At 62.5% G+C, this 25,149-nt stretch carries 22 protein-coding genes, 1 pseudogene and 1 riboswitch; of the genes and pseudogenes, 15 read left to right on the top strand and 8 right to left on the bottom strand.

Going from position 1 to position 25,149, the window contains the following annotated elements:
• The first annotated feature begins 11 nt into the window (after positions 1–11).
• The 12 genes from DFR48_RS19380 (at position 12) to ggt (ending at position 10,466) form a co-directional block, all read left to right on the top strand.
• The gene (locus DFR48_RS19380) at positions 12–836 is read left to right on the top strand and encodes an ABC transporter ATP-binding protein (protein ID WP_114364874.1); all 825 of its coding nucleotides are present in this window, start codon (positions 12–14) and stop codon (positions 834–836) included.
• A complete protein-coding gene (locus tag DFR48_RS19375) occupies positions 836–1,663 on the top strand; it encodes an ABC transporter permease (RefSeq protein WP_114364873.1) in 828 nt (275 codons plus the stop codon). The genes DFR48_RS19380 and DFR48_RS19375 overlap by 1 nt, the downstream gene beginning before the upstream one ends.
• Before the next feature lie 3 nt (positions 1,664–1,666).
• Positions 1,667–2,977, top strand: coding sequence for a cytosine deaminase (locus DFR48_RS19370; protein WP_114364872.1), 1,311 nt, complete (start codon positions 1,667–1,669; stop codon positions 2,975–2,977).
• A 2-nt stretch (positions 2,978–2,979) separates the two neighbouring features.
• The gene (locus DFR48_RS19365; protein ID WP_114364871.1) at positions 2,980–4,386 is read left to right on the top strand and encodes an FAD-binding oxidoreductase; all 1,407 of its coding nucleotides are present in this window, start codon (positions 2,980–2,982) and stop codon (positions 4,384–4,386) included.
• Positions 4,387–4,968, top strand: a complete 582-nt coding sequence (locus tag DFR48_RS19360; protein WP_114364870.1) for an NAD(P)H-dependent oxidoreductase — start codon at positions 4,387–4,389, stop codon at positions 4,966–4,968.
• An 11-nt stretch (positions 4,969–4,979) separates the two neighbouring features.
• Positions 4,980–5,366: a RidA family protein gene (locus DFR48_RS19355; protein WP_114364869.1), complete on the top strand. Its 387-nt coding sequence runs from the start codon at positions 4,980–4,982 to the stop codon at positions 5,364–5,366.
• 86 nt (positions 5,367–5,452) lie between these two features.
• Complete coding sequence (locus DFR48_RS19350) at positions 5,453–5,644, top strand: hypothetical protein (protein ID WP_210206019.1); 192 nt, start codon at positions 5,453–5,455, stop codon at positions 5,642–5,644.
• An 88-nt stretch (positions 5,645–5,732) separates the two neighbouring features.
• Positions 5,733–6,407, top strand: coding sequence for a GntR family transcriptional regulator (locus DFR48_RS19345; protein WP_114364868.1), 675 nt, complete (start codon positions 5,733–5,735; stop codon positions 6,405–6,407).
• 97 nt (positions 6,408–6,504) lie between these two features.
• Complete coding sequence (locus DFR48_RS19340; RefSeq protein ID WP_114364867.1) at positions 6,505–7,356, top strand: transporter substrate-binding domain-containing protein; 852 nt, start codon at positions 6,505–6,507, stop codon at positions 7,354–7,356.
• Positions 7,357–7,428: 72 nt separating this feature from the next.
• Positions 7,429–8,142 (top strand): ABC transporter permease, encoded by a 714-nt coding sequence (locus tag DFR48_RS19335; protein WP_114364866.1) that lies wholly within the window; start codon positions 7,429–7,431, stop codon positions 8,140–8,142.
• The gene (locus DFR48_RS19330; protein WP_114364865.1) at positions 8,139–8,831 is read left to right on the top strand and encodes an ABC transporter permease; all 693 of its coding nucleotides are present in this window, start codon (positions 8,139–8,141) and stop codon (positions 8,829–8,831) included. Before DFR48_RS19335 ends, DFR48_RS19330 begins: the two co-directional genes overlap by 4 nt.
• Positions 8,832–8,870: 39 nt before the next feature.
• Positions 8,871–10,466: a gamma-glutamyltransferase gene (gene ggt, locus DFR48_RS19325; protein WP_114364864.1), complete on the top strand. Its 1,596-nt coding sequence runs from the start codon at positions 8,871–8,873 to the stop codon at positions 10,464–10,466.
• Between the two features lie 182 nt (positions 10,467–10,648).
• Here the strand turns inward: ggt and atzF are convergent, their stop codons facing one another.
• The 8 genes and pseudogenes from atzF to DFR48_RS19285 form a co-directional block, all read right to left on the bottom strand.
• Positions 10,649–12,454, bottom strand: a complete 1,806-nt coding sequence (gene atzF / locus DFR48_RS19320; RefSeq protein WP_114364863.1) for an allophanate hydrolase — start codon at positions 12,452–12,454, stop codon at positions 10,649–10,651.
• On the bottom strand, positions 12,454–15,990 hold the full coding sequence (uca, locus tag DFR48_RS19315; protein WP_114364862.1) for an urea carboxylase: 3,537 nt from the start codon (positions 15,988–15,990) through the stop codon (positions 12,454–12,456). Before uca ends, atzF begins: the two co-directional genes overlap by 1 nt.
• 2 nt (positions 15,991–15,992) lie before the next feature.
• Complete coding sequence (locus DFR48_RS19310) at positions 15,993–16,643, bottom strand: urea amidolyase associated protein UAAP2 (RefSeq protein WP_114364915.1); 651 nt, start codon at positions 16,641–16,643, stop codon at positions 15,993–15,995.
• Between the two features lie 13 nt (positions 16,644–16,656).
• Positions 16,657–17,475 carry an urea amidolyase associated protein UAAP1 gene (locus DFR48_RS19305; RefSeq protein ID WP_210206018.1) on the bottom strand — a complete coding sequence of 273 codons (819 nt, stop codon included), beginning with the start codon at positions 17,473–17,475 and terminating at the stop codon, positions 16,657–16,659.
• A 3-nt stretch (positions 17,476–17,478) separates the two neighbouring features.
• Positions 17,479–18,301, bottom strand: a pseudogene (locus DFR48_RS19300) (ABC transporter ATP-binding protein); the annotation flags it as partial.
• Entirely contained in the window at positions 18,298–19,116 is an 819-nt protein-coding gene (locus DFR48_RS19295; RefSeq protein WP_114364914.1) for an ABC transporter permease, read from the bottom strand. The gene DFR48_RS19295 and the pseudogene DFR48_RS19300, both read right to left, overlap by 4 nt.
• A 72-nt stretch (positions 19,117–19,188) precedes the next feature.
• Positions 19,189–20,262, bottom strand: a complete 1,074-nt coding sequence (locus tag DFR48_RS19290; RefSeq protein WP_114364859.1) for a putative urea ABC transporter substrate-binding protein — start codon at positions 20,260–20,262, stop codon at positions 19,189–19,191.
• A gap of 72 nt (positions 20,263–20,334) precedes the next feature.
• Positions 20,335–20,443: riboswitch (guanidine-I (ykkC/yxkD leader) on the bottom strand.
• Positions 20,444–20,643: 200 nt separating this feature from the next.
• Positions 20,644–21,600 carry a bile acid:sodium symporter family protein gene (locus tag DFR48_RS19285; protein WP_114364858.1) on the bottom strand — a complete coding sequence of 319 codons (957 nt, stop codon included), beginning with the start codon at positions 21,598–21,600 and terminating at the stop codon, positions 20,644–20,646.
• Between the two features lie 89 nt (positions 21,601–21,689).
• Here DFR48_RS19285 and DFR48_RS19280 point away from each other — a divergent pair, with 89 nt between their 5' ends.
• The 3 genes from DFR48_RS19280 (at position 21,690) to DFR48_RS19270 (ending at position 25,097) form a co-directional block, all read left to right on the top strand.
• Positions 21,690–22,550 carry a LysR family transcriptional regulator gene (locus DFR48_RS19280; protein WP_114364857.1) on the top strand — a complete coding sequence of 287 codons (861 nt, stop codon included), beginning with the start codon at positions 21,690–21,692 and terminating at the stop codon, positions 22,548–22,550.
• A gap of 205 nt (positions 22,551–22,755) precedes the next feature.
• Entirely contained in the window at positions 22,756–23,487 is a 732-nt protein-coding gene (locus DFR48_RS19275; RefSeq protein ID WP_114364856.1) for a FadR/GntR family transcriptional regulator, read from the top strand.
• Positions 23,488–23,588: 101 nt separating this feature from the next.
• A complete protein-coding gene (locus DFR48_RS19270) occupies positions 23,589–25,097 on the top strand; it encodes an ABC transporter substrate-binding protein (RefSeq protein WP_114364855.1) in 1,509 nt (502 codons plus the stop codon).
• Positions 25,098–25,149 lie beyond the last annotated feature (52 nt).

Raw genomic sequence — 25,149 nt, 5'->3', positions numbered from 1 at the left:
GAGTTGATGGCATGAACGCTCAGGCGGCCAAACCAGTCGCGACAACGGCCCATACCCGCCCGCTCGTCGTGATGGACCATGTGACCAAGAAGTTCTCCAACGGTACGCTCGCCCTTCAGGACATGTCGCTGACGGTGTGCGGTGGCGAATTCCTGAGCCTGCTCGGTCCTTCGGGCTGCGGCAAATCGACGGCGTTGCGCATCATCGCCGGTCTCGGCGGCGTCAGCGGCGGCTCCATCGACTGGCCGAGTTCCCGCATCAATTCGAAGGGATTGCCGGAGGGCGATATCAGTTTCGTCTTCCAGGAGCCGACATTGATGCCCTGGCAGACGGTGTTCGGAAATGTCTATCTGCCGCTCCGGCTGCGCGGGGTCACCCAGAAGGCGGCTGCAACCCCGATCATGGAAGCGCTATCCGCCGTGGGCCTCGGCGACTTCGCGAATGCCTATCCGCGCGAGCTCTCCGGCGGCATGAAGATGCGGGTCTCGATTGCCCGGGCCATGGTCACCAAGCCACGCCTTCTGCTGATGGACGAGCCCTTTGCCGCGCTGGACGAGATCACCCGGCAGAAGCTCAACGACGACGTTCTCGATCTCTGGCGCAAGACCGGCATCACCGTGATCTTCGTGACCCATTCCGTTTTCGAATCCGCCTATCTGTCCAACCGCATCGTCGTGATGAAGGCGCGGCCCGGCCGCGTTCATGCGGATTTCCCGCTTGTGACGGCAAGCGAGCGCGACGCGCTCTATCGCAGTTCCGAAGATTATCGCCAGGCCTGCGAGAAGGTCTCCGCGATGTTGCTCGAAGCCATGGGTGACGCCCCGGAGGGCCACTGATGACAAGCCCCGCACCTGAACCGAACATGACAGCCGGACGCGGCAGGGAATTAGCGCTGCGCATCGCCGTTCCCCTGCTGATGGTCGTAGCGCTGGTGCTGATCTGGCATCTTGGCGTGATGTGGTCGGGCGTCCCGCCCTATATTCTTCCCAGTCCGGGCGCGGTCGTCGCCGCCCTGATCGGCGACTGGGGTCTTCTGTTTCCCGCCCTTCTGGTGACGACGAAGATCACGCTGATGTCGCTGGCCCTGGCCCTGATTGGCGGGGGCGGCTTTGCGATCTTTCTGGTGCAGTCCCGCTGGATTGAAATCGCCTTCTACCCGATCGCCGTCATCCTGCAGGTCACGCCGATCGTTGCGATCTCGCCGCTCATTCTCATCTATGCGCCGACCACGCAGGTGGCGCTGCTCATCTGCGCCTTTCTCGTCGCCTTCTTCCCGATCCTGTCCAACATGGTTCAGGGATTGAAGAGCGTCGATCACAATCTCCTGAACCTTTTCGACCTCTATGGCGCGTCGCGTTGGCAGACGCTGGTCTATCTGAAGATACCCGCAGCCCAGCCCTATTTCATGACGGGCCTCAGGATCGGCGGCGGGCTCGCGCTCATCGCCGCCGTGGTGGCGGAGTTTGCGGCAGGCTCGGCGGGCGCATCTTCCGGTCTCGCCTTCCGCCTGCTGGAATCGCAGTTCCGAATGAATATTCCCAGGCTCTTTGCAGCCCTTTTGCTGCTCTCGGCGCTGGGGGTCGCAATCTTTGCCGCAACCTCTTTCATCTCCTGGCTCGTGCTGCATCGCTGGCATGAGAGCAACCTCAAGCGCGAGAACTGAAACGTGACGTCAAGCGCGGAACTACCCGGATCACCAGTCTACGTGCTGAAAGGCGCGACCGTGCCGCAGGCGGCGACGAGCGCAAGGCTGCCGGCACCGAAGGAAGGGCTCGCCAGCGCCGACCTCGTAATCCGGGAGGGTGTGATTGCGGAGATTCTGCCTGCCGGCGCGGCGAATTCCGAACTTCCTGCGGTCGAACTCGGCGGGCGTATGGTCTGGCCCTGCTTCACAGATATGCATACCCATCTCGACAAGGGTCATATCTGGGAGCGCAATCCCAACCCCGACGGCAGCTTTCCCGGAGCACTGGACGCTGTGCAGGCGGACCGTGAGGCGAACTGGTCTGCCGAAGACGTCGCAAGACGCATGGATTTCTCCCTCCGCTGCGCTTATGCGCACGGCACGTCGCTCATCCGCACACATATCGACTCGCTCAATCCCCAGCATCGCATTTCCTTCCCGATCGTGCAGGAGATGCGGGAACGCTGGAAGGGCAGGATCGACCTTCAGGCGGCAGCTCTCTTTCCACTTTATGCGATGGCGGACGAGGTGTTCTTCCGCGATCTCGTGGCCGTCCTGACGGAAACTGGCGGCATCCTTGGCGGACTGACGCAGGTGGGGCCGAACCTTGATGCAGAACTCGACCAGCTTCTGCAGACGGCCTCCGACATTGGCGTGGATGTCGATCTCCATGTCGACGAAACCGCTGACCGCGAAGTCCTGACCCTGGCCTCGATTGCGAAAGCCGTAATCCGGAATGGTTTTCAAGGAACGGTTACCGTCGGCCATTGCTGCTCGTTGGCTCGGCAGGACGAGGAAACGGCGAAACGAACGGTGGATCTGGTCGCCGAAGCCAATCTCGCCGTCGTTTCGCTACCCATGTGCAACATGTATCTGCAAGACAGGCATGCCGGCCTGACGCCTCGCTGGCGCGGTGTTACGCTCTTCAACGAGTTGCGCGCCGCCGGCGTCCGCACGGCCGTGTCCTCCGACAATACGCGCGATCCGTTCTATGCCTATGGCGATCTGGATTCGGTGGAAGTCTTCCGAGAGGCGGTGCGGTTCCTCCATCTTGACCATCCGCTGACCGATGCGGCCTCGATCGTGACCGCGACCCCCGCTGACATCCTCGGCCGGAAGGACAAGAGCCGCATTGCGGTCGGAGCCGCCGCCGATCTTGTTGTCTTCAAAGCCAGACGCTGGAGCGAATTCCTGTCGCGCCCCCAATCTGACCGAACCGTCATCCGGAGCGGTCGCATCATCGAGCACGCCATTCCCGACTACGCCGAACTCGACACCCTTCACGGAGCATGAACATGGTGGATTACGCACAGATCAAGAAAGACCTGGAAGGGATAGCGGTCGAGGATCATCCGGCTCTCGTCAAGCAGAAGAGCCGGGACTTTTACTGGTACTCCCCGATCCTGAAGAGCCAGCTCGACAACGTGACAGCGGATCTTGTCGTGTCTCCGGTGACGGAAGAGGAGGTCATTCGCACTCTGAAGGTCGCCTACGCGCATGGTGCGCCAATCACGCCGCGCGGCGGCGGTACGGGAAACTACGGGCAGGCCATGCCCCTTTCCGGCGGCATCATCCTGAACATGGCGAACATGAACAAGGTCAAACAAATCCTGCCCGGGCGCGTCATCGCTGAAACGGGTGTGATCATTTCCGAGCTTGATAAGCAGACGAAGGCGCATTCCGGGCAGGAGCTGCGCTTCCATCCCTCGACGGCGCAGACCGCGACAATCGGCGGCTTCATCGCCGGCGGCTCGGGCGGCGTCGGCTCGATCACCTGGGGGGGCTTGCGCGATCTCGGCAATATCCTGCGCCTGCGGGTGATCACCATGGAGGCTGAGCCGCGCATTCTCGACCTGACCGGCTGGGACCTGCAGAAGGTCAGCCATGCCTACGGAACGAATGGCATCATCACCGAAGTCGAGATGCCGCTCGCGCCAGCCTATGACTGGGTCGACGTGCTGGTCGGCTATGACGACTTCATGGATGCGGTTCGCTTTGCCGATACGCTGGCGCATTCCAATGGGCTGCTGGTCAAGGAAATCGCGCCCATCGCAGCGCCTGCGCCGTTCGAATATTTCACACGGCACAAGCCCTACCTGAAGGAAGGCCAGTCTGTCGTCGTGATCATGGTCGCGCCCCATTCCATGGGGCCATTCGAGGCGCTGGTCTCGCGCTACAAGGGCGATATCCGCTTCCGCTCCGACAAGGTGGAGAGCATGAAAGGCATCCCGCATGCCTATGAGCTGGCCTGGAACCACACCACGCTGCGGGCTCTCAAGATCGACCCGAGCATCACCTATCTTCAGGTTCAGTATCCCGCTCCCGACCATGTGGAAAGGGTTCGCAAGACCGTTGAGACCTTCCCCGGCGAGTTGATCGGCCATCTGGAATTCATGCGCTTTGACGGGTCAATCCAGTGCTCGGGCCTGCCCATGGTGCGCTACACGACGGCCGAGCGCCTGGAAGAAATCATCCGCATTCACGAGGATCTGGGATGCCCGATCTTCAATCCGCATCGCTACACGCTGGAAGAGGGCGGGATGAAGCAGACAGACGTCGTGCAGCTCGCCTTCAAGAGGGAGACCGATCCGAAGGGCCTGCTCAACCCCGGCAAGATGATTGCCTGGGACAATCCGGATTTCGACTTCAAGGCGGGCAAGAACTATCTCTTTCAGGGTCTCGCGGCCTTCATGGAGGCGTGAATGCGTGTTCTCGTCCTCTATTCGCACCCGGTCGAAGATAGCTATGGTGCCGCGCTGCACGCCCAGACGGTTGAGAGCCTGAAGGCCGCTGGCCATGAGGTCGATGACTGCGATCTCTATGCCGAAGGCTTCGACCCAGTGCTGTCGCGCCACGATCGCATGATCTATCACACCTATCCCGACAACACGGCGCTGGTCTCCGGCTATGTGGAGCGGCTGAAAAAAGCTGAAGCGCTTGTCATCTGCACGCCGGTCTGGAACTTCGGCTTTCCGGCGATGCTCAAGGGCTATTTCGATCGCGTCTGGCTGCCCGGCGTCACCTTCGATCTGGTCGATGGCAAGGTGCAGTCGACGCTACGCCATATCAAGAAGCTCGGCGCCGTTCTGACCTATGGGGCCGATCCTTTCCGGGCCTTTGTGGCCGGCAATCCGCCCAAGAAGATCGTCAAGCGCGTGATCCGGGCGCAGATCGCTCCGCTCGCCAAGGTGCGCTTCCTTGCCCATTACGACATGAACCGCGCCACCGAAGAGACCCGCAAACGCTTTCTCGACAAGGTCAAGCGGGAATTTTCCACATTCTGAGGCAGCCGCCTATGAAACGATCTCTCAACCCCCTCACTGTGCGAAAACCCTTCGGACATTATAATCACGGGCTCATCATGCCCGCTCGAGGCGAGTTGCTCGTCACATCCGGCCAGCTGGGCATCCGGCCCGACGAAACCGTTCCCGACAGCATAGAGGATCAGGCGGTGATCTGCTTCGAGGCCATTGCGGCAATCCTCGAAGAGGCCGAAATGAGCTTCGCCGACGTCGTCCGCATCGCGGGCTTCGTGACCCGGCGGGAGGATTTCGCTCCCTATATGGCCGTGCGCGACCGATATACGCGAGAACCCCGGCCGGTCTCCACGCTCTTGATCGTCAGCGGCTTCACCCGACCTGAATTCAAGGTCGAGGTCGAGGTAACCGCCCTGAGATCATGAGGAGCTGGAACGCGCCGGGCATCCGTGGCGCATCGTCTGCTCCTGCCAGAGCCGCAGTGGTCTGACGGCCGCGGCCAGGACCGGCATTGGGCATCATGGTCGAGTCGCGAAGCCTCGCCCCGGCCGGACGGCGCGAATTGCCACCCTCTACCCTACCGCCGATCGAGGATGTGGAGTTCATTCTGGTGTCCGCTCCCTTCGCGGATCGCGCCTCGGTCACCGCGTTCACTCGCCTCATTCGCGAACGCGTCGGCAACAGCCTTTCGCCGTCCCGCTAACGCCCCACAGCATGTCTGATCGAAGTCCCTTGACGTCGCCAAAACTGAATGATTGTATGAGTGGATACAAAAATCCAATAGGCCACAGATGCCGATATCTCCAGCCTCCACCGCACATCTCGCCTCCACGGCCGAAGAGGAGGCCTACTTCCATCTGCAGCAGGCCCTGCGTTTCGGTCGCTACAAGCCAGGCGATCGCCTGATCCCCGAAGAGATTGCCGCCGAAATCGGAATGAGCCGCATGCCCGTGCGGGAAGCCTTTCGGCGTCTCGCCGCCGATGGCTTGGTGACACTTCGTCCCAACCGGGGATGTGTCGTTGCCGGCCTGACGCTGGATGAGATCCATGAGACCTTCGAAATCCGATCCGTGCTCGAGGGCCTCGCCGTCCGCCTGGCGACGCCGCGGATGAATTCAGAGACTTTCGAGGAACTGGAGGGGCTGCTCGACCGCGTCGAACGCGCCGGACAGTCCGGCAGCGGCGACTGGGTCCTGCGCCACCAGGAATTCCACGCCTTCATCTACGGCCTGAGCGGCCGCCCGAAGCTCATCCGGCAGATCACCGCGCTGCATGTGGTGATCGAGCCCTACATGCGCATCTGGTTCGACTACGTCGACAAACCCCTGTCTGCCCGCGAGGAGCACCAGAAGCTGATCGACGCTCTGAGGTCCGGCGATGCCCGCCACGCCGAAGCGGTCATGCAGGACCACATCATTGAAACGGCATCGATGCTTGCCGATTACGCCAGTCCCGGGCGGCGCTGAACGCTGCCCGGTCATTTTGTCCGAAGCTGGGGGAGACATCCGGCAAGGACGGGGAACCGCCGTCACGAACGGCCAAAACAGACGAAGAGGAAAAGTCATGACGATCCGTCGCATGGCCGCGCTGGCGGCTGCCTTTACGACACTGACATTCGGCCAGGTTGCCCTGGCGCAGGACGCACCGACCGAGATCAAGATTGCGACCGAGGGCGCCTATGCGCCCTGGAACTTCACCACAGCCGACGGCAAGCTCGACGGTCTCGAAGTCGAACTCGCCAACGACCTCTGCGCCCGCATGAAGGTCAAGTGCACCATCGTCGCCCAGGACTGGGACGGCCTCATCCCCTCGCTCACCGTCGGCAAGTTCGACGTCATCATGGCGAGCATGTTCATCACGCCGAAGCGCCTGGAAACGATCGACTTCACCCAGCCCTACGCCGTCGACCCGTCGGGCTTCGCCATCGGCAAGGACAGCGAGCTCGGCAAGCTCGGTGTCTCGGCTGAGAAGTTCAAGCTCGAAGACGAGGCCTCGGCTCTTGCGGCCATCGACAAGTTGAAGCCCATGCTCAAGGGCAAGGTCGTCGGCGTGCAGGCCGCCACCACGAACCTCGACTTCCTGAAGAAGTACTTCGCCGACACCGTCGAGATCCGCGAATACAAGACGACCGAACAGCACGACCTCGACCTCGCCGCCGGCCGCATCGATGCGCTCTTCGCGCAGCAGACCGCGCTCGCCGCGACGCTGGCAAAGCCTGAATTCGCCGACTACACGATCGCCGGTCCGGGCTTCGTCGGCGGCGTCTTCGGCCTCGGTACGGGTGCGGGTCTGCGCAAGGAGGACACCAAGCTCAAGGATATGCTGAATGCCGCAATCGACTCCGCGATTGCCGATGGCACGATCAAGCGCATTTCGGAGAAGTGGGTCGGCACCGACGTAACCCCGGTCAAGTAACCAAGGCGGACCGCACACAGCCGGAGTTCAGCGGACTCCGGCTGTGTGGAATGCAAGGAGAGGTTCGCCCACATGCTTGAAAGACTGCATCTGCTCGGCTTCGCCGAAGGCGGCTGGGGCGTGGCCCTTCTAGCGGCAGCCGCAATGACACTGCTCCTGTCCGTCCTGGGCTTCGTGCTCGGAGCAATTTTCGGCGGCTTTGCGGCAGCCGGCCGCCTGTCTTCGGGGCGCGTGCCGAAAGCCCTCGCCTCAGCCTATGGCACGGTCTTCCGCGGTGTGCCGGACCTCCTCACCATCTACCTGTTCTACTATGGCGGCAGCATTGCCTTGACCGCGATCGCCCGCAGCCTCGGCTCCGACGAATTTGTCGGCCTGCCGTCGCTTGCAACCGGCGTGCTTGCGATCGGCATCATTTCAGGCGCCTACCAGGCGGAAGTCTATCGCGGGGCATATCTGGCTGTCGAACGGGGACAGTTCGATGCCGCGAAGGCGCTCGCACTCTCGAACATCCAGATGCTGCGGCTGGTGATTGTCCCGCAACTGTTGCGCCATGCGATACCGGGTCTGAGCAATGTCTGGCAGCTGGTCCTCAAGGACTCTGCCCTGATTTCCGTCATCGGCCTCGTCGAGCTGATGCGCCAGGCCCAGATCGGCGCCGGTTCGACGCGGGAACCCTTCCTCTTCTATCTCGCTGCCGGAAGCCTCTACTTCGTGATCGCCGGCATCACCGGACAGGTCTTCCGCTTCGGAGAGACACGCGCCTCCCGGGGGATCACGCCTCGATGATCGACGTCGGCTTTTTCCTCGAAATCATCCCTAAGCTACTGTCCGGGGTTCCGCTGACCTTGCAGCTCGCGGGCACCTCCATTCTGCTCGGCTTCATGCTCGCCCTCGCCCTCGCCCTCGCCCAGCAGGGTGGGCACCGCCGGATCGTCTGGCCGATACGCACCTTCGTCGCCGTCTTCCGCGGCACGCCCCTGCTCGTCCAGATCTTCCTTATCTACTACGGGCTCGGCCAGTTCCGCCCTGCCCTCCAGACGGTCGGGCTGTGGTGGCTGTTTCGTGAGCCCTACTGGTGCGCGATCCTGGCGCTGACGCTCAACACGGCCGCCTATGGCAGCGAGATCCTGCGCGGCGCAATCAGCAATGTCCCGCGCGGGCTCGGCGAAGCGGCTTCCGCGCTTGGCATGTCACGCCTGCTGACGCTCCGTCTCGTCACACTGCCGATCGCACTCCGCCAGGCGATACCCGCTTACGGCAACGAGATCATCCTGATGGTGAAGGGCACCTCGCTCGCCTCGATCATCACCCTGATGGAGGTCACGGGCATCGCCCAAGGGCTGATCTCCCAGAGCTATCGTGCGATCGAAGTCTTCATCGCCGCGGGCGCGATCTATCTGCTGCTGAATTTCCTGATCGTCCGGGCACTGTCTGCCCTCGAAATCAGGCTCACGCCATACCGAACCCGCACCTGACCGGCTGCGGCACAAAAGCATACGAGGAGACTGACAAGGATGCGCAACTTCGAAAAGCCGACGCGGTCGGTGGCCGTATCGGCCAAGGCCATGGCTGCAACCTCCCACCCTTATGCGACGCTGACAGCCGTCAACGTATTGCAGGCCGGTGGAAACGCCATGGACGCAGCCATTGCCGCCTGTGCCGTGCAATGCGTGGTCGAACCGGGCTCCACAGGCATCGGCGGCGATTGTTTCGCCCTTTATGCGCCCAAGGGCGGCGCCGACGTCATCGCCTATAACGGCTCCGGTCGCACGCCGAAGGCGCTGACGATCGAATGGTTCGAAGAACGTGGGCTCTCGGAAGTGCCGCGCCAGTCGCCCTCCGCCGTCACCATTCCCGGGGCAATCGACGCCTGGACGCGCCTGCATGCCGATCATGGCCGTCTGCCCTTGGCCGAGGTGCTCGCACCCGCCATTCGTTATGCCGAGGAAGGCTACGCCATCACGCCCCGCGTCCACCGTGACTGGGCGCAAGAAGAGAAGCTTCTCGCCGCCGACAAGGCGGCTGCCGAAATCTTCCTGCCCGGCGGTCGCGCGCCGCGCATCGGCGAAATGCACCGTCAGCCGAAGCTGGCAGCGACTTTGCGCCGGATCGCGGCCGAGGGCCGTGACGGCTTCTACACGGGGCCGGTGGCGGCTGACATGGTGGCGCATCTCAACGCCCATGGCGGCCTGCACACGCTCGAGGATTTCGCCGCGGCGAAGGGCGAATATGTGACGCCGGTGACGACGACCTTCCGCGGCCATACAATCCATGAATGCCCGCCGAACGGCCAGGGCATCATCGCCCTGCTCATCCTCAACATCCTGTCCTGCTTCGACAATCAGCTGGCACCCCAGTCACCGGACCGGCTGCATCTGGAGATCGAGGCGACCCGCCTCGCCTATGCCGCCCGTGACGCCTGGATCGCCGATCCTGACAAGGCCGATGTGCCGATCGACGAACTGTTGTCGGAGGACTTCGCGCGTCGCCTGGCCGGCATGATCGACCTGACCCGGGCCCTGACGGAGCTCCCGGATTTCGAGATGCCGCTTCACCGCGACACCGTCTACATTTCGATCGTCGATGAAGAACGCAACGCGGTAAGCTTCATCAATTCGATCTTCGACAGCTTCGGCACGGGCCTGGTCGCCCCTGAATCAGGCGTCATCCTGCACAATCGTGGTCAGAGTTTTTCGCTCGAGCGCGGACACCCGAACATGATCGCCCCGGAGAAACGACCTCTGCATACGATCATCCCGGGCATGGTGACCCGAAACGGCCGAACGGAGTTGTCCTTCGGCGTGATGGGTGGCTATTATCAGGCGATGGGTCACGCTCACCTGGTCTCGAAGGTGGTCGATTACGACATGGACATGCAGGACGCGATCGATCTGCCGCGCCTGATCCCCGTCGGCGGCAAGGCGCCCCGCGTCGAGGCGGAGCATACCGTTCCCATGGAAACGGTGGCGGAACTCACCCGCCGCGGCTTCGAGATCGTGCCGGCCGAGGATCCGATCGGCGGCGCACAGGTTATCCGGATCGACTGGGACAATGGAACGCTCACCGGCGCATCGGAATCACGCAAAGACGGCATCGCCCTCGGATACTGATCCCGGAACACCGCCCGGGAAGCGCCCACAACGGCAGTATCGAAGCGAGGAGGTCCCTGGGGACGAAGCCGTTGATGTTCGACTTCGTCACGAGGTGCTCGCCTTCGACGGGCGCGACCACTCTGTTGATCTCGGCGCCTGCAGTTCCCGGAACGACGAACGTCGCCCCTCCTCCCCGGCACTCAGACCGAAAGCGAGCGGATATAGCTCCGCCAGCCGCCAAGCGCGGTGATCTCTTGTGCGCCGGCGATCGCGTAGGCTTCACAAAGGAAACCGGATACGGAGGAGCCGTCGTCGAGCGTAACCTTGCCGATGCCGAGCGGGGCCGGAATATTGGCGACGAAGCGGCCAAAGGCATCCGGCGGCAGCGCCCACACTTCCACTTCGAGGCCCGCCGCCTCGTAATCCGGTTCGTGGATGAGGCCCGGCTTGGGTGGTGTGGTGTCGGGCAGGACGAAGAGGCGATAATCATTCGAGGTACGGCAGATCCTGACGAGCCTTCCGCCCGATCCCGTCAGTTCGTGGTTGAGCGGCATGCCGGTCAGGTGCGCGCCAACGACCATGATGGGGATCATGCCATCGTCGGGCTCGACCACGCGGCTCGCCTCGGGCAGTGCGGCGAGCCTGTCCTTGCCCATACCCGCCGCGACGTCGCGGTGCATCCGGTCGGCGAACGATGCAAGAGCCTCATCGGCGAAGGCCGGGCCGATCAGCGTCACGCCGAAAGGCAGATGGCCGGCGATATCGAAGCCGGCGGGAATGGCGATCGCGGCATAGCCGAACAGGTTCACGAAATTGGTGTAGCGGCCGAAATGGCCGTTCTTCGCGATCGGATCGGCCAGCATGTCCTCGACCGTGTAGGTGGTCGGCGACGTCGGCAACATCAGCATGTCGACCTTGTTCCACTCGACCTTCGTTTTCTGGCGAAGGCTTTCGAGCTTGTACCTTCCCTCGAAGGCCGCCACCGCGTCGTAGCGTCTGGCTCCCTCGATGATCGTGCGGACGGTCGGGTCGAAATCATCGGCATTCGTGGCGATGAAATCCTTCACCGCGGCCAGACGTTCTGCCACCCAGGGGCCGTTGTAGAGCAGTTCGGCAGCTTCACGAAACGGCGCATAGTCGAATGGCACGATGGTGGCGCCCAAGGATTTCGCCCGCTCGATCGCCGCATCGTAGAGCGCTTCATAGGCCTTGTTGCCGTAGAATTCGCGTTCCGCACCGTCGAGGACGCCGATCCGGAGGCCCGAGGCGGGAAGCGTGCACGGTTCAGCCTCGCGCGAGAAGGGATCTCCCGCATCATAGCCCTCCATCACCTTTCGGACGGCGATACCATCGCCGACCGTCCCGGCAAAGACGGTCACGACATCGACGCTGCGGCAGGCTGGAATGACGCCGGTGTTCGGCACCAGGCCGGGCGTGGGCTTGATTCCGACGAGGTTATTGAAGCTGGCCGGAACGCGTCCGGAGCCGGCGGTATCGGTCCCCAATGCGAATGTCGCGAGGCCCGATGCCACCGCAACGGCCGAGCCGGAACTCGATCCGCCCGAGACATAGGCCTTGTCGAAGACCGAGCGGGGTGCGCCATAGGGCGAGCGGGTACCGTTGAGGCCCGTTGCGAACTGGTCCAGATTCGTCTTGCCGATGACGAGCGCGCCCGCGGCCTTCAGCCGGGCGATCAGCGTTGCATCCGCTTCCGGACGATATTCATAGGCGGGACAGGCGGCCGTGGTCGGTAGGCCGGCGACGTCGATATTGTCCTTGACCGCAAAGGGAATGCCCCAGAGCGGAAGACTGTTCGGCTGCGGCGCGCGCGCTACCAGTTCCCTTGCAGCATTGCGCAATTCGTCGTCGGGCGTGCGCGTGATGAAGATCGCCGGATCGTCGGCCGCCTCGCAGCGGACGATCACTTCCTCGACGAGTTCGAGCGGTGTGAGACCCTGCGCATAAGCGGCACGGACGGACGATAGATCGAGTATTTCGGGAAGCATCAGATTTCCTCCAGTACGGCCAGCACGTCTCCGGCCTTGATGTTCCGGCCGGGACCGGCGCGCAATTCGCGAACGCGGCCATTGGCATGGGCGGTGATGGTGATTTCCATCTTCATGGATTCGATGATTGCGAGCGTATCACCCGCGGCGACGGACTGGCCCTGTTCGACCAGCACTTTCCAGACATTGCCGGGCACGGCACTTTCGACACCGAAACAGCCCTCGGGGATGTCTCCGCCCGGATGGTGACCGGGACCTTCGTCGACAGTGAAGCTGTCAAGTCCCTGCTCTTTCCAGCGCCGACGCTCGGCTTCGAAAGCAGCCTGCTGACCCGCCTTGAAAGTGGCAATGGAACCTGCGTCGGCGGCAAGGCCGGCCTCGTAGTCGGCGTAGCAAAAGGTGCCGTCCTCGATGCGGATCGGGTAGCCGTCATACGGGAATGCAGCGCGCGCCTCCGTCAGTTCCTCGTGACTGACGGGAAAAAAGCGGATCTGGTCGAAGAAATCGAGCAGCCAGGGCTTGCCCTTCGAGAAGAAAGCCGTCTGCCGCCAGGTGTTCCAGACCTGGATGGTGCGGCCGAACAGCTGATAGCCGCCCGGACCCTCCATGCCGTAGATGCACATGTAGGCGCCGCCGATGCCGACTGCGTTTTCGGGCGTCCAGGTGCGGGCCGGATTGTACTTGGTCGTCACCAGCCGGTGACGCGGGTCGAGCGGGGTTGCCACCGGCGCACCGAGATAGACGTCGCCCAGGCCCATGACCAGATAGCTGGCATTGAAGATCGTGTCCTTGACCGCCTGCTCGTCGGCAAGGCCGTTGATGCGGCGAATGAACTCGATGTTCGACGGGCACCAGGGTGCATTGGGGCGCACCAGTTCCTGATATTTCCGCATGGCGAGTTCGGCGTCTGGGTCGTTCCACGAGAGCGGCAGGTAGACCGTGCGGCTCGGCACCTTCGCCTCGTGGACGGCGGGGAGCGAGGCCTCGATCTCGGAGAGCAGGCCGAGCAGGCGCGTGCGCGACAGAGACGTGCCGTCGTAGTGGACCTGCAGCGAGCGGATACCCGGCGTCAGGTCGATGAGCCCCGGCACTTTCTCCTCCTGCAAGGCCTGCATCAGCAGATGGGCGCGGAGCCTCAGGCCGATCGACAGATGCATCGGCCCGTATTCGACCAGAATATTGTCGTCGCCCTGCCGGCGATAGACCACCGGCACCGGGCCACTCTCGCTGCTCGCAATGACCGGCGAGCCCGCATCTTCGCCGATGCGTTTGACGACAGGACCGGCGATGGTATCGTCGGGCCGGACGACGGCATGGAACCGAATTTTGTCGCCCGGCTTGAACTGACCCATCTTCCACTGCTCATCGCGGGCGATGACGGCCGGGCAGACGAAGCCGCCGAGGCTCGGACCATCGGGACCGAGGATGATCGGCATGTCCCCGGTGAAATCGATCGCGCCGATCGCATAGGCATTGTCATGCAGATTGGACGGATGGAGACCCGCCTCGCCGCCATCCTCACGGGCCCATTTCGGCGCGGAGCCAATCAGGCGCACGCCGGTGCGGGCGCTGTTGAAGTGGACCTCGTATTCGGTCGAGAACAACGTTTCGATGTCCTCTTCGACAAAGAAATCGGGCGCGCCATGCGGACCGTAAACTACGCCGACCGTCCATTCGTGCGACAGCGGTGCGGGTGCTTCTGGCGGCTTTACGTTCACCTGCGGTTCTCTGGCGAGGCGCAACACATGACCGGCACGGAGCGTGCCGGTCGCGTTGCCGCCGAACTGGCCGAGGCCGAAAGTTGCGCGGGAACCGAGCACCACGGGTGCGGCAAGGCCGCCTGCAACGGCAAGATAGGCGCGCTGGCCGGGACCGTCGATCGTGCCGATCGCCAGCGTCTGTCCGGCCTTCACTCTGACTGCGGCGTTGTGGGTTACCGGCTCACCGTCGAGCTTCATCGGCATTTTCGCACCGGCAAGCGCCACCGTCGCGTCGGCGAAGAATTTCAGCACCGGACCAGAGACGGTGAGCTCCAGCGCTGCGGTTTCGTCGGCATTGCCGACAAGCCGGTTGGCGTGGCGGAAGGATCGGTCGTCCATTGGCCCGCTCGGGGGTACGCCGACATGCCAGAGGCCGAGGCGACCCGGCAGTTCCTGCAGGCTCGACTGTGCGCCCGGCGTGATGACCTCGATCACGTGAGGCGAGAAGGCGAAGCCCTTCAGCGCCGTCGTCGCCACATCCCCGCTCTTGAACAGGTCGGAAGCGGCGATCGCCTTGAGATAATCGAGATTGGTCTCGATGCCGGAAATCGAGCTGCTGTCCAGCGCTTGGCCAAGGGCACTTATCGCCGAGCCGCGATCCGCAGCCGATACGATGATCTTTGCCAGCATCGGGTCGTAATAGGGGCTGACCTCGGTACCGGTCTCGATCCAGCAGTCGACGCGCACGTTTTCCGGAAATACGACCTCGGTCAGCAATCCGGTGCTTGGGCGAAAATCGGCATGGGGCATCTCGGCATAGACACGAGCCTCTATCGCCGCGCCCCTTGGCATGAGGTTTTCCTTGCCGGTGAGCACATCCTCGCCCGCGGCGTGACGGATCATCCATTCGACCAGGTCGATGCCGAAGACGGCCTCCGTTACCGGGTGCTCGACCTGCAGGCGAGTGTTGACCTCCAGGAAATAGAATTCCTGACGGGCCGGATCGTAGATGAACTCCACCGTTCCCGCCGACTCATAGTTCGCCTTCTGCCCCAGGGCGACGGCAGCGGCATGAAGACGCTTGCGCACTGCGTCGGGAAGGCCGGGCGCCGGCGTCTCCTCGATGACCTTCTGGTTCCGCCGTTGCAGTGAGCAATCCCGCTCGCCGAGCGCAATCACCCGGCCTTTGCCATCACCAAAGATCTGCACCTCGACGTGGCGCGCCTTGGCAACGAAGCGTTCCAGATAGACCCGAGCATCGCCGAAGCTGGATTTCGCTGTACGCTGCACGCTGTCGAAGGCGGCGGCGAGCGCGTCCGGCGTATCGCACAGCTGCATGCCGATGCCGCCGCCGCCGGCCGTCGACTTCAGCATCACAGGATAGCCGATCTCGTCCGCAGCCGTCAGAGCCTCTTCCTTCGTTTCCAAGAGGCCGGATCCCGGAAGCAACGGCACGCCGCTTTCGCGCGCCAATTCGCGGGCAGTGTGCTTCAGACCGAAGGCTTCGATATTGTCGGGCCGGGGACCGATGAAGGCGATCCCTTCCGCCTTCAGTCGCTCTGCAAAGCCGATATTCTCCGAGAGGAAGCCATAACCGGGGTGAACGGCCCCGGCACCGGTTTGCCGGCAGGCAGCGATCACGGCATCGATATTGAGATAGCTTTCGGACGCCGGCGAAGGTCCGATCCGGACGGCCTCGTCAGCGATCAGGACTGCCTTGGAGAACCGGTCGGCATCGGAATAGACCGCGACCGATGCAATGCCGAGCTTCCTCAGTGTATGGATGATCCGCACCGCGATCTCGCCGCGGTTGGCAATCAGGACTTTCTGAAACATGGTCAGGCCTCGCCGTCCCAAACGAGCACGCGGATCGGCGTGGGGTCGAAGCCGTTACAGGGGTTGTTGATCTGCGGGCAGTTGGAAATGACCAGCAGTAGGTCCATCTCGGCCTTCATCTCGACATAGTCGCCGGGTGCGGAAATGCCGTCGACGATCGTCATCTTGCCATCGGGTTCGATGGGCACGTTCATGAAGAAGTTGATGTTGGGGGCGACATCCCGCTTGCTCATGCCGTGTCTGGAAACCTCGAGGACGAAGTTGTCGCGGCAGGCATGCAGGTATTTGGTGCCATGCCCGAAGCGCACGGTATTGCTCTCGCAGGAGCAGGCTCCGGCCGAAGTGTCATGCCGTCCGCAACTGTCGGCGGTCATGGTCGCCATCAGCCGGCCCTCGTTCGACATGATCTTCGTGCCGGTCGAGATATAGGCCGCACCTTGCATGCGCATCGTATCCTGGCTGGAATAGCGCTCGGAAAAGTCCGCGGCATTGTAGAACAGCGTATCGACAGCCTGCTGGCCGTAACTGTCCTCGATGCGCAGGATCTGCCCCTTCTTCAAGAAAGTGGAGAAAGGGGCTTCGGCCGCGATGAAATGGTCCTGGACGGCATTCTCGACGGTGCGATTGACAGAGGTCGCAATGAAACTCGTCATGGTCATCTCTCCCTCAGGCTTCGGCGCGTGCGTTGTTTTCGAAGCCGCGTACGGCTTCGGCGGTCGCGGTCCGGCAAAGGTCGTCGGCCGCCGGCGTGACGGCGGCGATGCGGGTGACGGTTACCGGGGCGGGCGTCCATTCCGGTTTCGGATCGAGGGGATGCGGGCAATTGGAGAAGCCGACGAGCATATCCATCTCGGCACGCAATTCGACATAGTCGGCGCCGTTCAGGAGCTCCGGCTTCCAGGCGAACCGGCCTTCGGCATCCACCCGCACGGGGGCGAAAAGTGACAGGGCGGCCGGAATGTCGCGCTTGTCGAGACCGAGCTTGGTGGCGACGATCACGAAATTGTCGCGCGTGTTGCGGGTCTTCGCCTCGCCGTATTTTTCCGCATTCGAAGCAGCGGTCGAGCCGCCCATCAGACAATCATGTGCGCCGCTCGAATCCTCGGTGATCGAGAACATGACCTTGCCCATGTCGGAGAAGATCACGCGACCCTTGCCGAGGCCGGTCGTCCATTGCAGCTTGACGGTATCGGGCAGGTTCAGCCGCTCCGACGGATCGGCCTCGTTCCAGGCGACCATGGCAACGGTCGAGAAGCCGCCGTCGAGGCTCACTCGCAAGGTTTCGTTTTTCTTCACGCGGGTCCACCAGTACCAGCCGCCGGGAATGATTTCGCGGTGGACGATGCTTTCGGCCGGGACTGTCGGCGCAGGTAGGCTGCTCCTGTCGGGCAGGGCCTTCGGTGCGAAGTCGAACCCCTTCTTCTGGTGTTCCTCATAGCGCGCACGGTTGGCGGCGATTTCTTCGGGAGAACGTCTGATATGCATGAGTTCTTCTCCTTGCATTCGATGAGCCGGGTCGTCCCGACTAATGACCGCTCGCGACCGGGCCGTCCCGGTCTGGTCGAATGAGTGAAGGCCGGCCCGCCTGACGAGGCGGCCAGATCGGCAGGTCGCGCGTGATCGTTGCACCGTATCGAAGCTTTTCCTCGGGCCGGTCCCGCCTGCGCTCGAAGGCGACGACCCGCGTGGCGAGCGTGAAGGCCTCGCGCATGTCATGGGTCACCATCACCACCGTCATCGAGTTCTCGTGCCAGAGCCGCGTCATCAGCGTATGGATCTCTGCGCGAATGCCGGGATCGAGCGCACCGAAGGGTTCGTCGAGAAGCAGGACCTTCGGCTTCATCACCAGCGCCTGCGCGAGCGCCAGGCGCTGCTGCATGCCGCCGGAAAGCTGGGCGGGATATTTATCCTCGGCATGGGTGAGGCCGACTTCCGCGATCATCGCGCGGGCTTCTTCGATGGCGGCCTTGCGTGCTGTCCCGAACAGCCGCGCGCTATAGCGGGCGGTGGTCATTTCCTTGCCGATCAGCACATTGCCGAGCACGGTGAGGTGCGGGAAGACGGAATAGCGTTGGAAGACGACGCCGCGATCCGGCCCGGGTTCGGCCGACAACGGCCTGCCGTCGATCAGAATGGTGCCACGCGTTGGCGGCTCCTGACCGAGCAGCATGCGAAGGAAGGTGGTCTTGCCGCAGCCGGAGGGGCCGACAAGTGCGACGAAGGCGCGGGATTCGATCTCGATCGAGATGTCTTCCAGAACAATCTGGTCTCCGTATTCCTTCCAGACCTTGTCGATGGTGAGCGCGCTCATGCGTTCTTCTCCAGTTCGGACCAGGGGAAGACGGTGACGCGCAGCCGGTCGAGCAGGACATCCGTGCCGACGGCGAGAAGCGTGATCCAGGCGACATAGGGAAAGATCACATCCATGGCGAGATAGCGGCGCACGAGGAAGATGCGGTATCCGAGGCCAGCCTCCGACGAGATCGCTTCGGCGGCGATGAGGAAGAGCCAGGCCGGGCCGATCTGCAGCCGCAACGTGTCGATCAGCCGCGGCAGGATCTGTGGCAGAACCACGCGCAAGGCAATCTGCCACGACGAGCCTCCGAGCGTCTCTGCCTTGATGATCTGTTCGCGCGGCAACGCCGTCGCCGTGAGCGCCAGATCGCGGATCATGATCGGCGTGACGCCGATGGCGATCAGGGCGATCTTCGAGGTCTCTCCGAGACCCACAATGATGAAGAGGATCGGCAAGAGTGCGAGCGGCGGCACCATGGAGATGGCAGAAACGAACGGCGCCAGCAGCGCCCGCATATAGGGCAGCATACCGATCAGCATGCCGATCGCCAGTGCGATCAGGGTGGCGATGCCGATGCCCGAGTAAAGCCGGGTGAGGCTTGCGGCTGTGTCTACCCAGAGCAGGTAGTCGCCGCTACGCACATCGGGCACGAAAGCCATGCGATTGATGGCGTCGGCAAAGCCCGCAAAACTCGGCAACAGCCTGTCGTTCGCATTTTCGGCCAGTCGCGCAGCCGAACCGATCAGATAAGCGATCAGAACGACCATGAAGGGCGCAAGCGAAAGGGCGAGCCGGGCGCCTTTGCTCGGGCGCGTATTGATCCAGCGCATCATCTGCTCCGTCGAAATCCCCGGGGATGTGCCGGGCAGCGGGCTGCCCGGCCGTTCAGGTTCGATAGGCGATCAAAGCGTGCCCTTGGCGGCGGCCTCCATGTATGTGGAGGTGAAGCGCAGCTTCACATTGTCCTTGTCGCCCAGCACGGAACCGTCAGGCATTTCGATACCGATGACGTCGGCCGACGATGCACCACTGCCGAGCAGGCCCTTCTCGAACAGGAAGTTGCGAACGTGATCCACGGTTTTCGGGAGATCCGCGGAGCCCGTGAAGCCAACGGCATCCGCCGGCTTGTCGAACAGCTTGGTGGCCGCCATCTGCGCTTCGAACCCTGCCAGATCCGTGCCCGACGCCGCTCCCATCGCGGTGCGCGCGGCCCTGCCTTCATCGCTGTCGGCAGTCATCACGGCCATGGTGTCATACCAGATGCCGGCAAGCGCCTTGCCGAAATCCGGATTGTCTTTCAGGACCTCCGTATTGGCCACCATCAGGTCGATGATTTCGCCGGGAATCTGTGAGCTGTCGAATACCTTCCTGGCCGTCTTGTCTTCCTGGATGGCGGAGACGAGCGGGTTCCAGGTGACGACTGCAGTCACGTCCGGTGTCTTGTAGGCGGCGACCATGTCCGCATCGGAGGTGTTGACCACCTTCACGTCACGTTCGGTGGACCCCATGCTTTCGAGCGCGCGGGCGAGCAGGTAATGCGAGACGGAAAACTCGACCAGGTTGACGTTCTGCCCCTTGATGTCGGCAAGCTTGTCCTTGTCCTTCAGGATCACCGCATCATTGCCGTTGGAGAAATCACCAACGATGACCGCCGTGGTATCGACACCACCGGCGGCGGGGATCGACAACCCGTCCATATTGGTCAGCGTCACGGCATCGAAGGCGCCTGCCGTGTACTGGTTCATCGACTCCACGTAGTCGTTGAACTGAGTGACCTCGATGCTGATCCCGTATTTGTCCGCCCATTTCTTGACGATGCCATGGTCGGCCGCATAGCCCCAGGGCATCCAGCCCACATAGATCGACCAGGCGACCTTGAATTCCTTTTTCGCTTCCGCATGCGCAATGCCGGTTGCGGCGACTGCGAGCGACACGGAGAGAGCGGAGATGGAAAGAAGCTTTTTCAAAGTCTGCATTGGTATTCCCCTTTTTGCATTTTCAAAAAGGGATCGGCAAAGACCAACGCCGCCAATCCCTTGGCTAACGAGGTCTCCCGGGCTTTTGTCCCGCCGTGCACCCGACAGGCTGTTCCCTGCCGGTGGCTGCTCTCGGACCAGCCGTGCCAATACAAGCACCGGAACCCTAGCGGCCAACTCTAACCCCAATGAAGCAAGAGGCGTGCCAGCCCGATTTGCGGCACTTTTTTCGGCCATCTGCACTCCATTGACCGTATGAGGGGCAATGGGCTGCCTGCCCGCTTGATCTTTCGCCTCTTTTTTGGGCGCATTCTGCCCACTGTCCGGCAGCGCGCTGTATCGAATGCCGCCGATCCGAATTGCCTGCGCAATCGTGCTCCGTCAGGCATTTCGCGCGTAGCGCTGGGCAATCAGTGCACACACCATCAACTGGATCTGGTGGAACAGCATCAGGGGCAGGACGATGGCGCCAACGCTCTGGCCGGAGAAGATCGCACCGGCCATCGGAACGCCACTGGCGAGACTCTTTTTCGAGCCGCAGAAGGTGATGGTGATTTCGTCCTCTCTGGAAAACCCGAGGAAACGGCTGCCGAACATGGTGACGGCAAGCACCGTTGCGAGAAGGACGACGTCGACAAGAGCGACAATGCCGAGATCTTGAAGCGAAAGCGTCCGCCACAGGCCCTCGACGACAGCGGAGCTGAACGCGAGATAGACCACCATCAGGATCGAACCGCGATCAATCGGCGCCAGCAACTTCTTGCGGGCGCGGATCCAGTCGCCGATCCACGGCTGGAGGATCTGCCCGAGAATGAAGGGCGCCAGCAACTGCAGCAGGATTTGCTCGAGCGCCGTCATCGAAAATCCACCCCCGCCTGACGCCGAAAGCAGCAAGCCGACGAGAAGCGGCGTCAGGAACATGCCAAGGATATTCGAGGCGGACGCAGCGCAGATGGCGGCCGGCACGTTGCCACCGGCCATCGACGTAAATGCGATCGATGACTGCACCGTCGAAGGCAAGACACAGAGAAACAGGAGACCAGTATAGAGCGCCGCGGGAAGCGATGACGGCAGCATGAGACCGGCGGCGAGCCCGAGAAGTGGAAAGATGGCGAAGGTTACAAACAGGATCACGCCGTGCAGCCTCCAGTGCAGCAGGCCGGCGATCACCACGTCGCGCGCGAGGCGCGCGCCGTGCAGAAAGAACAGCAGGGCGATGGCGAGCTTCGTCGCAAGCGCCATCCACACCTGCGCCCCGCCGGTGACCGGCAGGACCGAGGCCAGGAGCACTGCCGCCAAGAGCAGCATTGTGAAGGTATCGGGGAGGAAACGGCGCATCTTCTCATTCCGGTGGACGTCGTTTCGCTCACTCCATTATTGTGATACAAGATGCAACAAATAACACTCATCGCGAAACGAGATATCAGATGCTCGACCTCGTCCAGTTGCGCAGTTTCCTCGCGATCCAGCAGACAGGCAGTTTCACCCGCGCCGCGGAAAATCTCGGGCTTGGGCAGTCAACGGTCAGCCAGCATATTCAGAAGCTGGAAGCCACCCTTGATCGCCGTCTCATCTTTCGCGACACCCATCGCCTCGGCTTGACACCCGATGGCGAAGTCCTGGCCGGCCACGCCCGCGCAATGCTCGCGATCGACGCTCAGGTCTTCGACCTGTTTGCAGCGAACAAGCTGCGCGGGCAATTGCGACTTGGCGTCTCCGAAGACTTCGCAACCAGCCGCCTGACGGCGGTCCTCGAAGATTTCACCCGCGCGTATCCCTCCGTGGATCTGCAATTGACCGTGGCATTGAGTGGCGCCTTGTACGAGATGCAGGATCTGGGAGAAATCGACCTCGTCTTCGCCAAGCGACGCCTTGGCGACCAGCGCGGTCGTCTCGTCTATCGCGAGCCGCTGATCTGGCTGGCGCGCGATCCGCTGCAACTGACGGCTCAGTCGGCTCCTTTGCCGTTGATCGCGTTCCCGCCACCAAGCATTACCCGCAAGCTCGCTCTCGAAGCCCTGGATGCAAGCCGGATCCCCTGGCGCATCGTCTGCACATGCGGCAGCCTCAGCGGACTGACGGCTGCAGCGCGCGCGGGCATGGGCGTCCTGGTGCAGCCTCGCAGCATGGCGCCCGCCGGGCTGAAAGAAATCCCCCAGGATATTCTGCCACCGCTCGAGGACGTGGAATTCGTCCTGGTTCCGCGCAACGGAGCCGACCAGGCGCTCATCACCGCCCTGTCGGACGAAATCCTCTCGAAAGTCGGGAGCAGTTCCGAGACGACCTGAAGCCGGGACAGCCGGTTTCCATCTCTGAAAGGCCGAAGGTGCGCATGGATACGCCGCTTCGACACGGCAATGGTGCGCCTGTTTCGAGCATGACCGCACGAAATTGCCTCAAAATTGTGCATTTGACTTATTGCACAAAAACTATCTTGACGGTCGCGTGAAATCGGCATTCACTGAACCAATCGGAAATTGGTTCGGACCAATCATGCCAGACACTTCACCCAAAGAAAACTCGAACTACGCCCTCGAAAAGCTCCGGGATCTTCTTCGCCACGGTGACGTCGGAGCGGAAGGGAAGCTGCCGACCGAGCGCACACTGTCGGAAAAGCTTGGCCTCAGTCGCCGGGCCATCCGCCGGGCGCTGGAGGTTCTCGAGGCGGAAGGCGCGATCTGGCGCAAGCAGGGTTCCGGTACCTTTGTCGGCCAGAAGCCGCACGAGTGGAGCGACCAGCTGGAGACGATCGTGGCGGGAACCAATTTCATGGAGATCATGGAAGTGCGCCTGCGCATCGAACCCCAACTGGCGCAACTGGCGGCCCTCCGGGCGAAAGGCAGCGACATCGACCGCATGCGGGAGCTCGCTCAGAAGATCCTCGGCAGCGAGGATGCCGACGCCAAGGAGCTCTGGGACGGGGCGCTCCACCGGCAGATCGCCCAGGCAGCGGGCAACCTGCTGTTCCTGTCCATCTTCGACGTCATCAACCGGGTTCGCCAGGACGACGCCTGGCAGTCGATCCGCGAGCGCGCCCGCAGCAACGCCAACACGATGAGCATATCCAGCGCCCAGCACGCGGCGATCATCGATGCCATTGCCGCCCGAGATCCCGCCAAGGCGGGCGAAGCGATGCGCCGGCATCTGTTGATGCTGCAAGAGCGCCTGATCCGGCAAACCTCGATGGATCATCTGGAGGATGATCCGATCGGCGATGTGTCATGACGTACCGAATTCCGGCCGCGTGGCCGGTCTGACTTGAACGCCGGGGAAACAACCGGTGAGACCCTTGAGAACAGAGAACCAGACCAGAGGAGTTCCAGAATATGAAGATACTGCCCCGTCTTTCGACCTTATTGCTGGCCGGTGCGATGCTCGCGAGCCCCGCCCTTTCTGCCGAGCTTCGCATCGGCCTCGCGGACGATGCCGACGTGCTTGACCCGGCCCAGTCCCGGACCTTTGTCGGCCGCATCGTCTACACGGCGATGTGCGACAAACTCGTCGACGTCTCGCCTGACCTGAAGATCGTGCCGCAGCTCGCCACTGAATGGGCCTGGTCCGCTGACGGCAAGGAACTCACCATGAAGCTGCGCGAGGGCGTGAAGTTCCATGACGAAACGCCGTTCAACGCGGCCGCGGTCGTCGCCACCATCGAACGCAACATGACGCTTCCGGAATCGCGTCGCAAAAGCGAGCTGAGCTCGGTCGAGAAGATCGAGGCCGTCGGCGACTATGAGGTCAAGTTCACCCTGAAGGCGCCGGACGTCACGCTTCTCGCGCAGCTTTCCGACCGCGCAGGCATGATCGTCTCGCCGGCGGCTGCCAAGGAGCTGGGCGCCAATTTCGGCTCCAAGCCCGTCTGCGCCGGGCCGTTCAAATTCGTCGAGCGCGTGCAGCAGGACCGTATCGTCCTCGAGAAGTTCGCCGACTACTGGGACAAGGACAAGGTGTTCATCGACAAGGTCACCTATCTGCCGATCCCGGATTCCACAGTGCGTCTCGCCAACTTGCGCTCCGGCGAACTCGACATGATCGAGCGGTTGGCCGCAACCGATGCCGCTTCGGTCAAGAGCGACGCCGCCCTCACCTATGCGGATACCGTCAGCATCGGCTACATGGCCATGTACGTCAACATCGCCAATGGGCCGCGCGCCGACAATCCGTTCGGCAAGGACAAGCGCCTGCGTCAGGCTTTCTCGCTCGCTATCGACCGCGAGGCGCTGAGCCAGGTGGTCTTCGAAGGAACGGCCATGGCCGGCAATCAGCCCTATCCGCCGACAAGTCCCTGGTTCAACAAGGAGATCCCGGTTCCCACCCGCGATGTCGCCAAGGCCAAGGAGCTCATGAAGGCGGCAGGGCATGAAACGCTCGACATCGAGCTGCAGCACGCCAATAGCCCTGTCGTCACCCAGATGATGCAGGTCATTCAATCGATGGTCGCGGAAGCCGGCTTCAACGTCTCGCTGAAGGCGACCGAATTCGCCACCCTGCTTTCCGAACAGTCTGCCGGCAATTTTCAGCTCAGCCGCTCGGATTGGTCGGGCCGCATCGATCCTGATGGCAACCTGCACCAGTTCGTCACCTGCGAAGGCGGCATCAACGACTCCAAGTACTGCAACGCGGAAGTCGACAAGCTCCTCAACGAGGCACGCGCCTCGACCGATGACGCGGTCCGCAAGCAGAAATACGACGCTGCGGCCAAGATCCTCAACGACGACCTGCCGATCATCTATCTCGGCCATCAGTCCTGGATCTGGGCCATCAAGAAAGAAGTCACCGGCTTCGTACCGTCGCCCGACGGCATGATCCGCCTGCTCGGCGTCAAGAAGGGCTGATTTTGCCCAGTCTTGCCTACGGAGCGCCGATGCTCCGTAGGCGACCCCGCAA

It is taken from the genome of Ciceribacter lividus (genome assembly GCF_003337715.1).
In the GTDB taxonomy this organism is placed as follows: Bacteria; Pseudomonadota; Alphaproteobacteria; order Rhizobiales; family Rhizobiaceae; genus Allorhizobium; species Allorhizobium lividum.
The sequence above is the reverse complement of the archived record's forward strand: the minus strand, read 5'-3'. Positions and strand labels throughout refer to the sequence as shown.

Excerpts from the sequence above, each read along its gene's own strand:
- DFR48_RS19380 (WP_114364874.1), top strand. The coding sequence starts at position 12 with ATGAACGCTCAGGCGGCCAAACCAGTCGCGACAACGGCCCATACCCGC.
- DFR48_RS19375 (WP_114364873.1), top strand. The coding sequence starts at position 836 with ATGACAAGCCCCGCACCTGAACCGAACATGACAGCCGGACGCGGCAGG.
- DFR48_RS19365 (WP_114364871.1), top strand. The coding sequence starts at position 2,980 with ATGGTGGATTACGCACAGATCAAGAAAGACCTGGAAGGGATAGCGGTC.
- DFR48_RS19360 (WP_114364870.1), top strand. The coding sequence starts at position 4,387 with ATGCGTGTTCTCGTCCTCTATTCGCACCCGGTCGAAGATAGCTATGGT.
- DFR48_RS19355 (WP_114364869.1), top strand. The coding sequence starts at position 4,980 with ATGAAACGATCTCTCAACCCCCTCACTGTGCGAAAACCCTTCGGACAT.
- DFR48_RS19345 (WP_114364868.1), top strand. The coding sequence starts at position 5,733 with ATGCCGATATCTCCAGCCTCCACCGCACATCTCGCCTCCACGGCCGAA.
- DFR48_RS19340 (WP_114364867.1), top strand. The coding sequence starts at position 6,505 with ATGACGATCCGTCGCATGGCCGCGCTGGCGGCTGCCTTTACGACACTG.
- DFR48_RS19335 (WP_114364866.1), top strand. The coding sequence starts at position 7,429 with ATGCTTGAAAGACTGCATCTGCTCGGCTTCGCCGAAGGCGGCTGGGGC.
- DFR48_RS19330 (WP_114364865.1), top strand. The coding sequence starts at position 8,139 with ATGATCGACGTCGGCTTTTTCCTCGAAATCATCCCTAAGCTACTGTCC.
- ggt (WP_114364864.1), top strand. The coding sequence starts at position 8,871 with ATGCGCAACTTCGAAAAGCCGACGCGGTCGGTGGCCGTATCGGCCAAG.
- atzF (WP_114364863.1), bottom strand. The coding sequence starts at position 12,454 with ATGCTTCCCGAAATACTCGATCTATCGTCCGTCCGTGCCGCTTATGCG.
- uca (WP_114364862.1), bottom strand. The coding sequence starts at position 15,990 with ATGTTTCAGAAAGTCCTGATTGCCAACCGCGGCGAGATCGCGGTGCGG.
- DFR48_RS19310 (WP_114364915.1), bottom strand. The coding sequence starts at position 16,643 with ATGACGAGTTTCATTGCGACCTCTGTCAATCGCACCGTCGAGAATGCC.
- DFR48_RS19305 (WP_210206018.1), bottom strand. The coding sequence starts at position 17,475 with ATGCATATCAGACGTTCTCCCGAAGAAATCGCCGCCAACCGTGCGCGC.
- DFR48_RS19295 (WP_114364914.1), bottom strand. The coding sequence starts at position 19,116 with ATGCGCTGGATCAATACGCGCCCGAGCAAAGGCGCCCGGCTCGCCCTT.
- DFR48_RS19290 (WP_114364859.1), bottom strand. The coding sequence starts at position 20,262 with ATGCAGACTTTGAAAAAGCTTCTTTCCATCTCCGCTCTCTCCGTGTCG.
- DFR48_RS19285 (WP_114364858.1), bottom strand. The coding sequence starts at position 21,600 with ATGCGCCGTTTCCTCCCCGATACCTTCACAATGCTGCTCTTGGCGGCA.
- DFR48_RS19280 (WP_114364857.1), top strand. The coding sequence starts at position 21,690 with ATGCTCGACCTCGTCCAGTTGCGCAGTTTCCTCGCGATCCAGCAGACA.
- DFR48_RS19275 (WP_114364856.1), top strand. The coding sequence starts at position 22,756 with ATGCCAGACACTTCACCCAAAGAAAACTCGAACTACGCCCTCGAAAAG.
- DFR48_RS19270 (WP_114364855.1), top strand. The coding sequence starts at position 23,589 with ATGAAGATACTGCCCCGTCTTTCGACCTTATTGCTGGCCGGTGCGATG.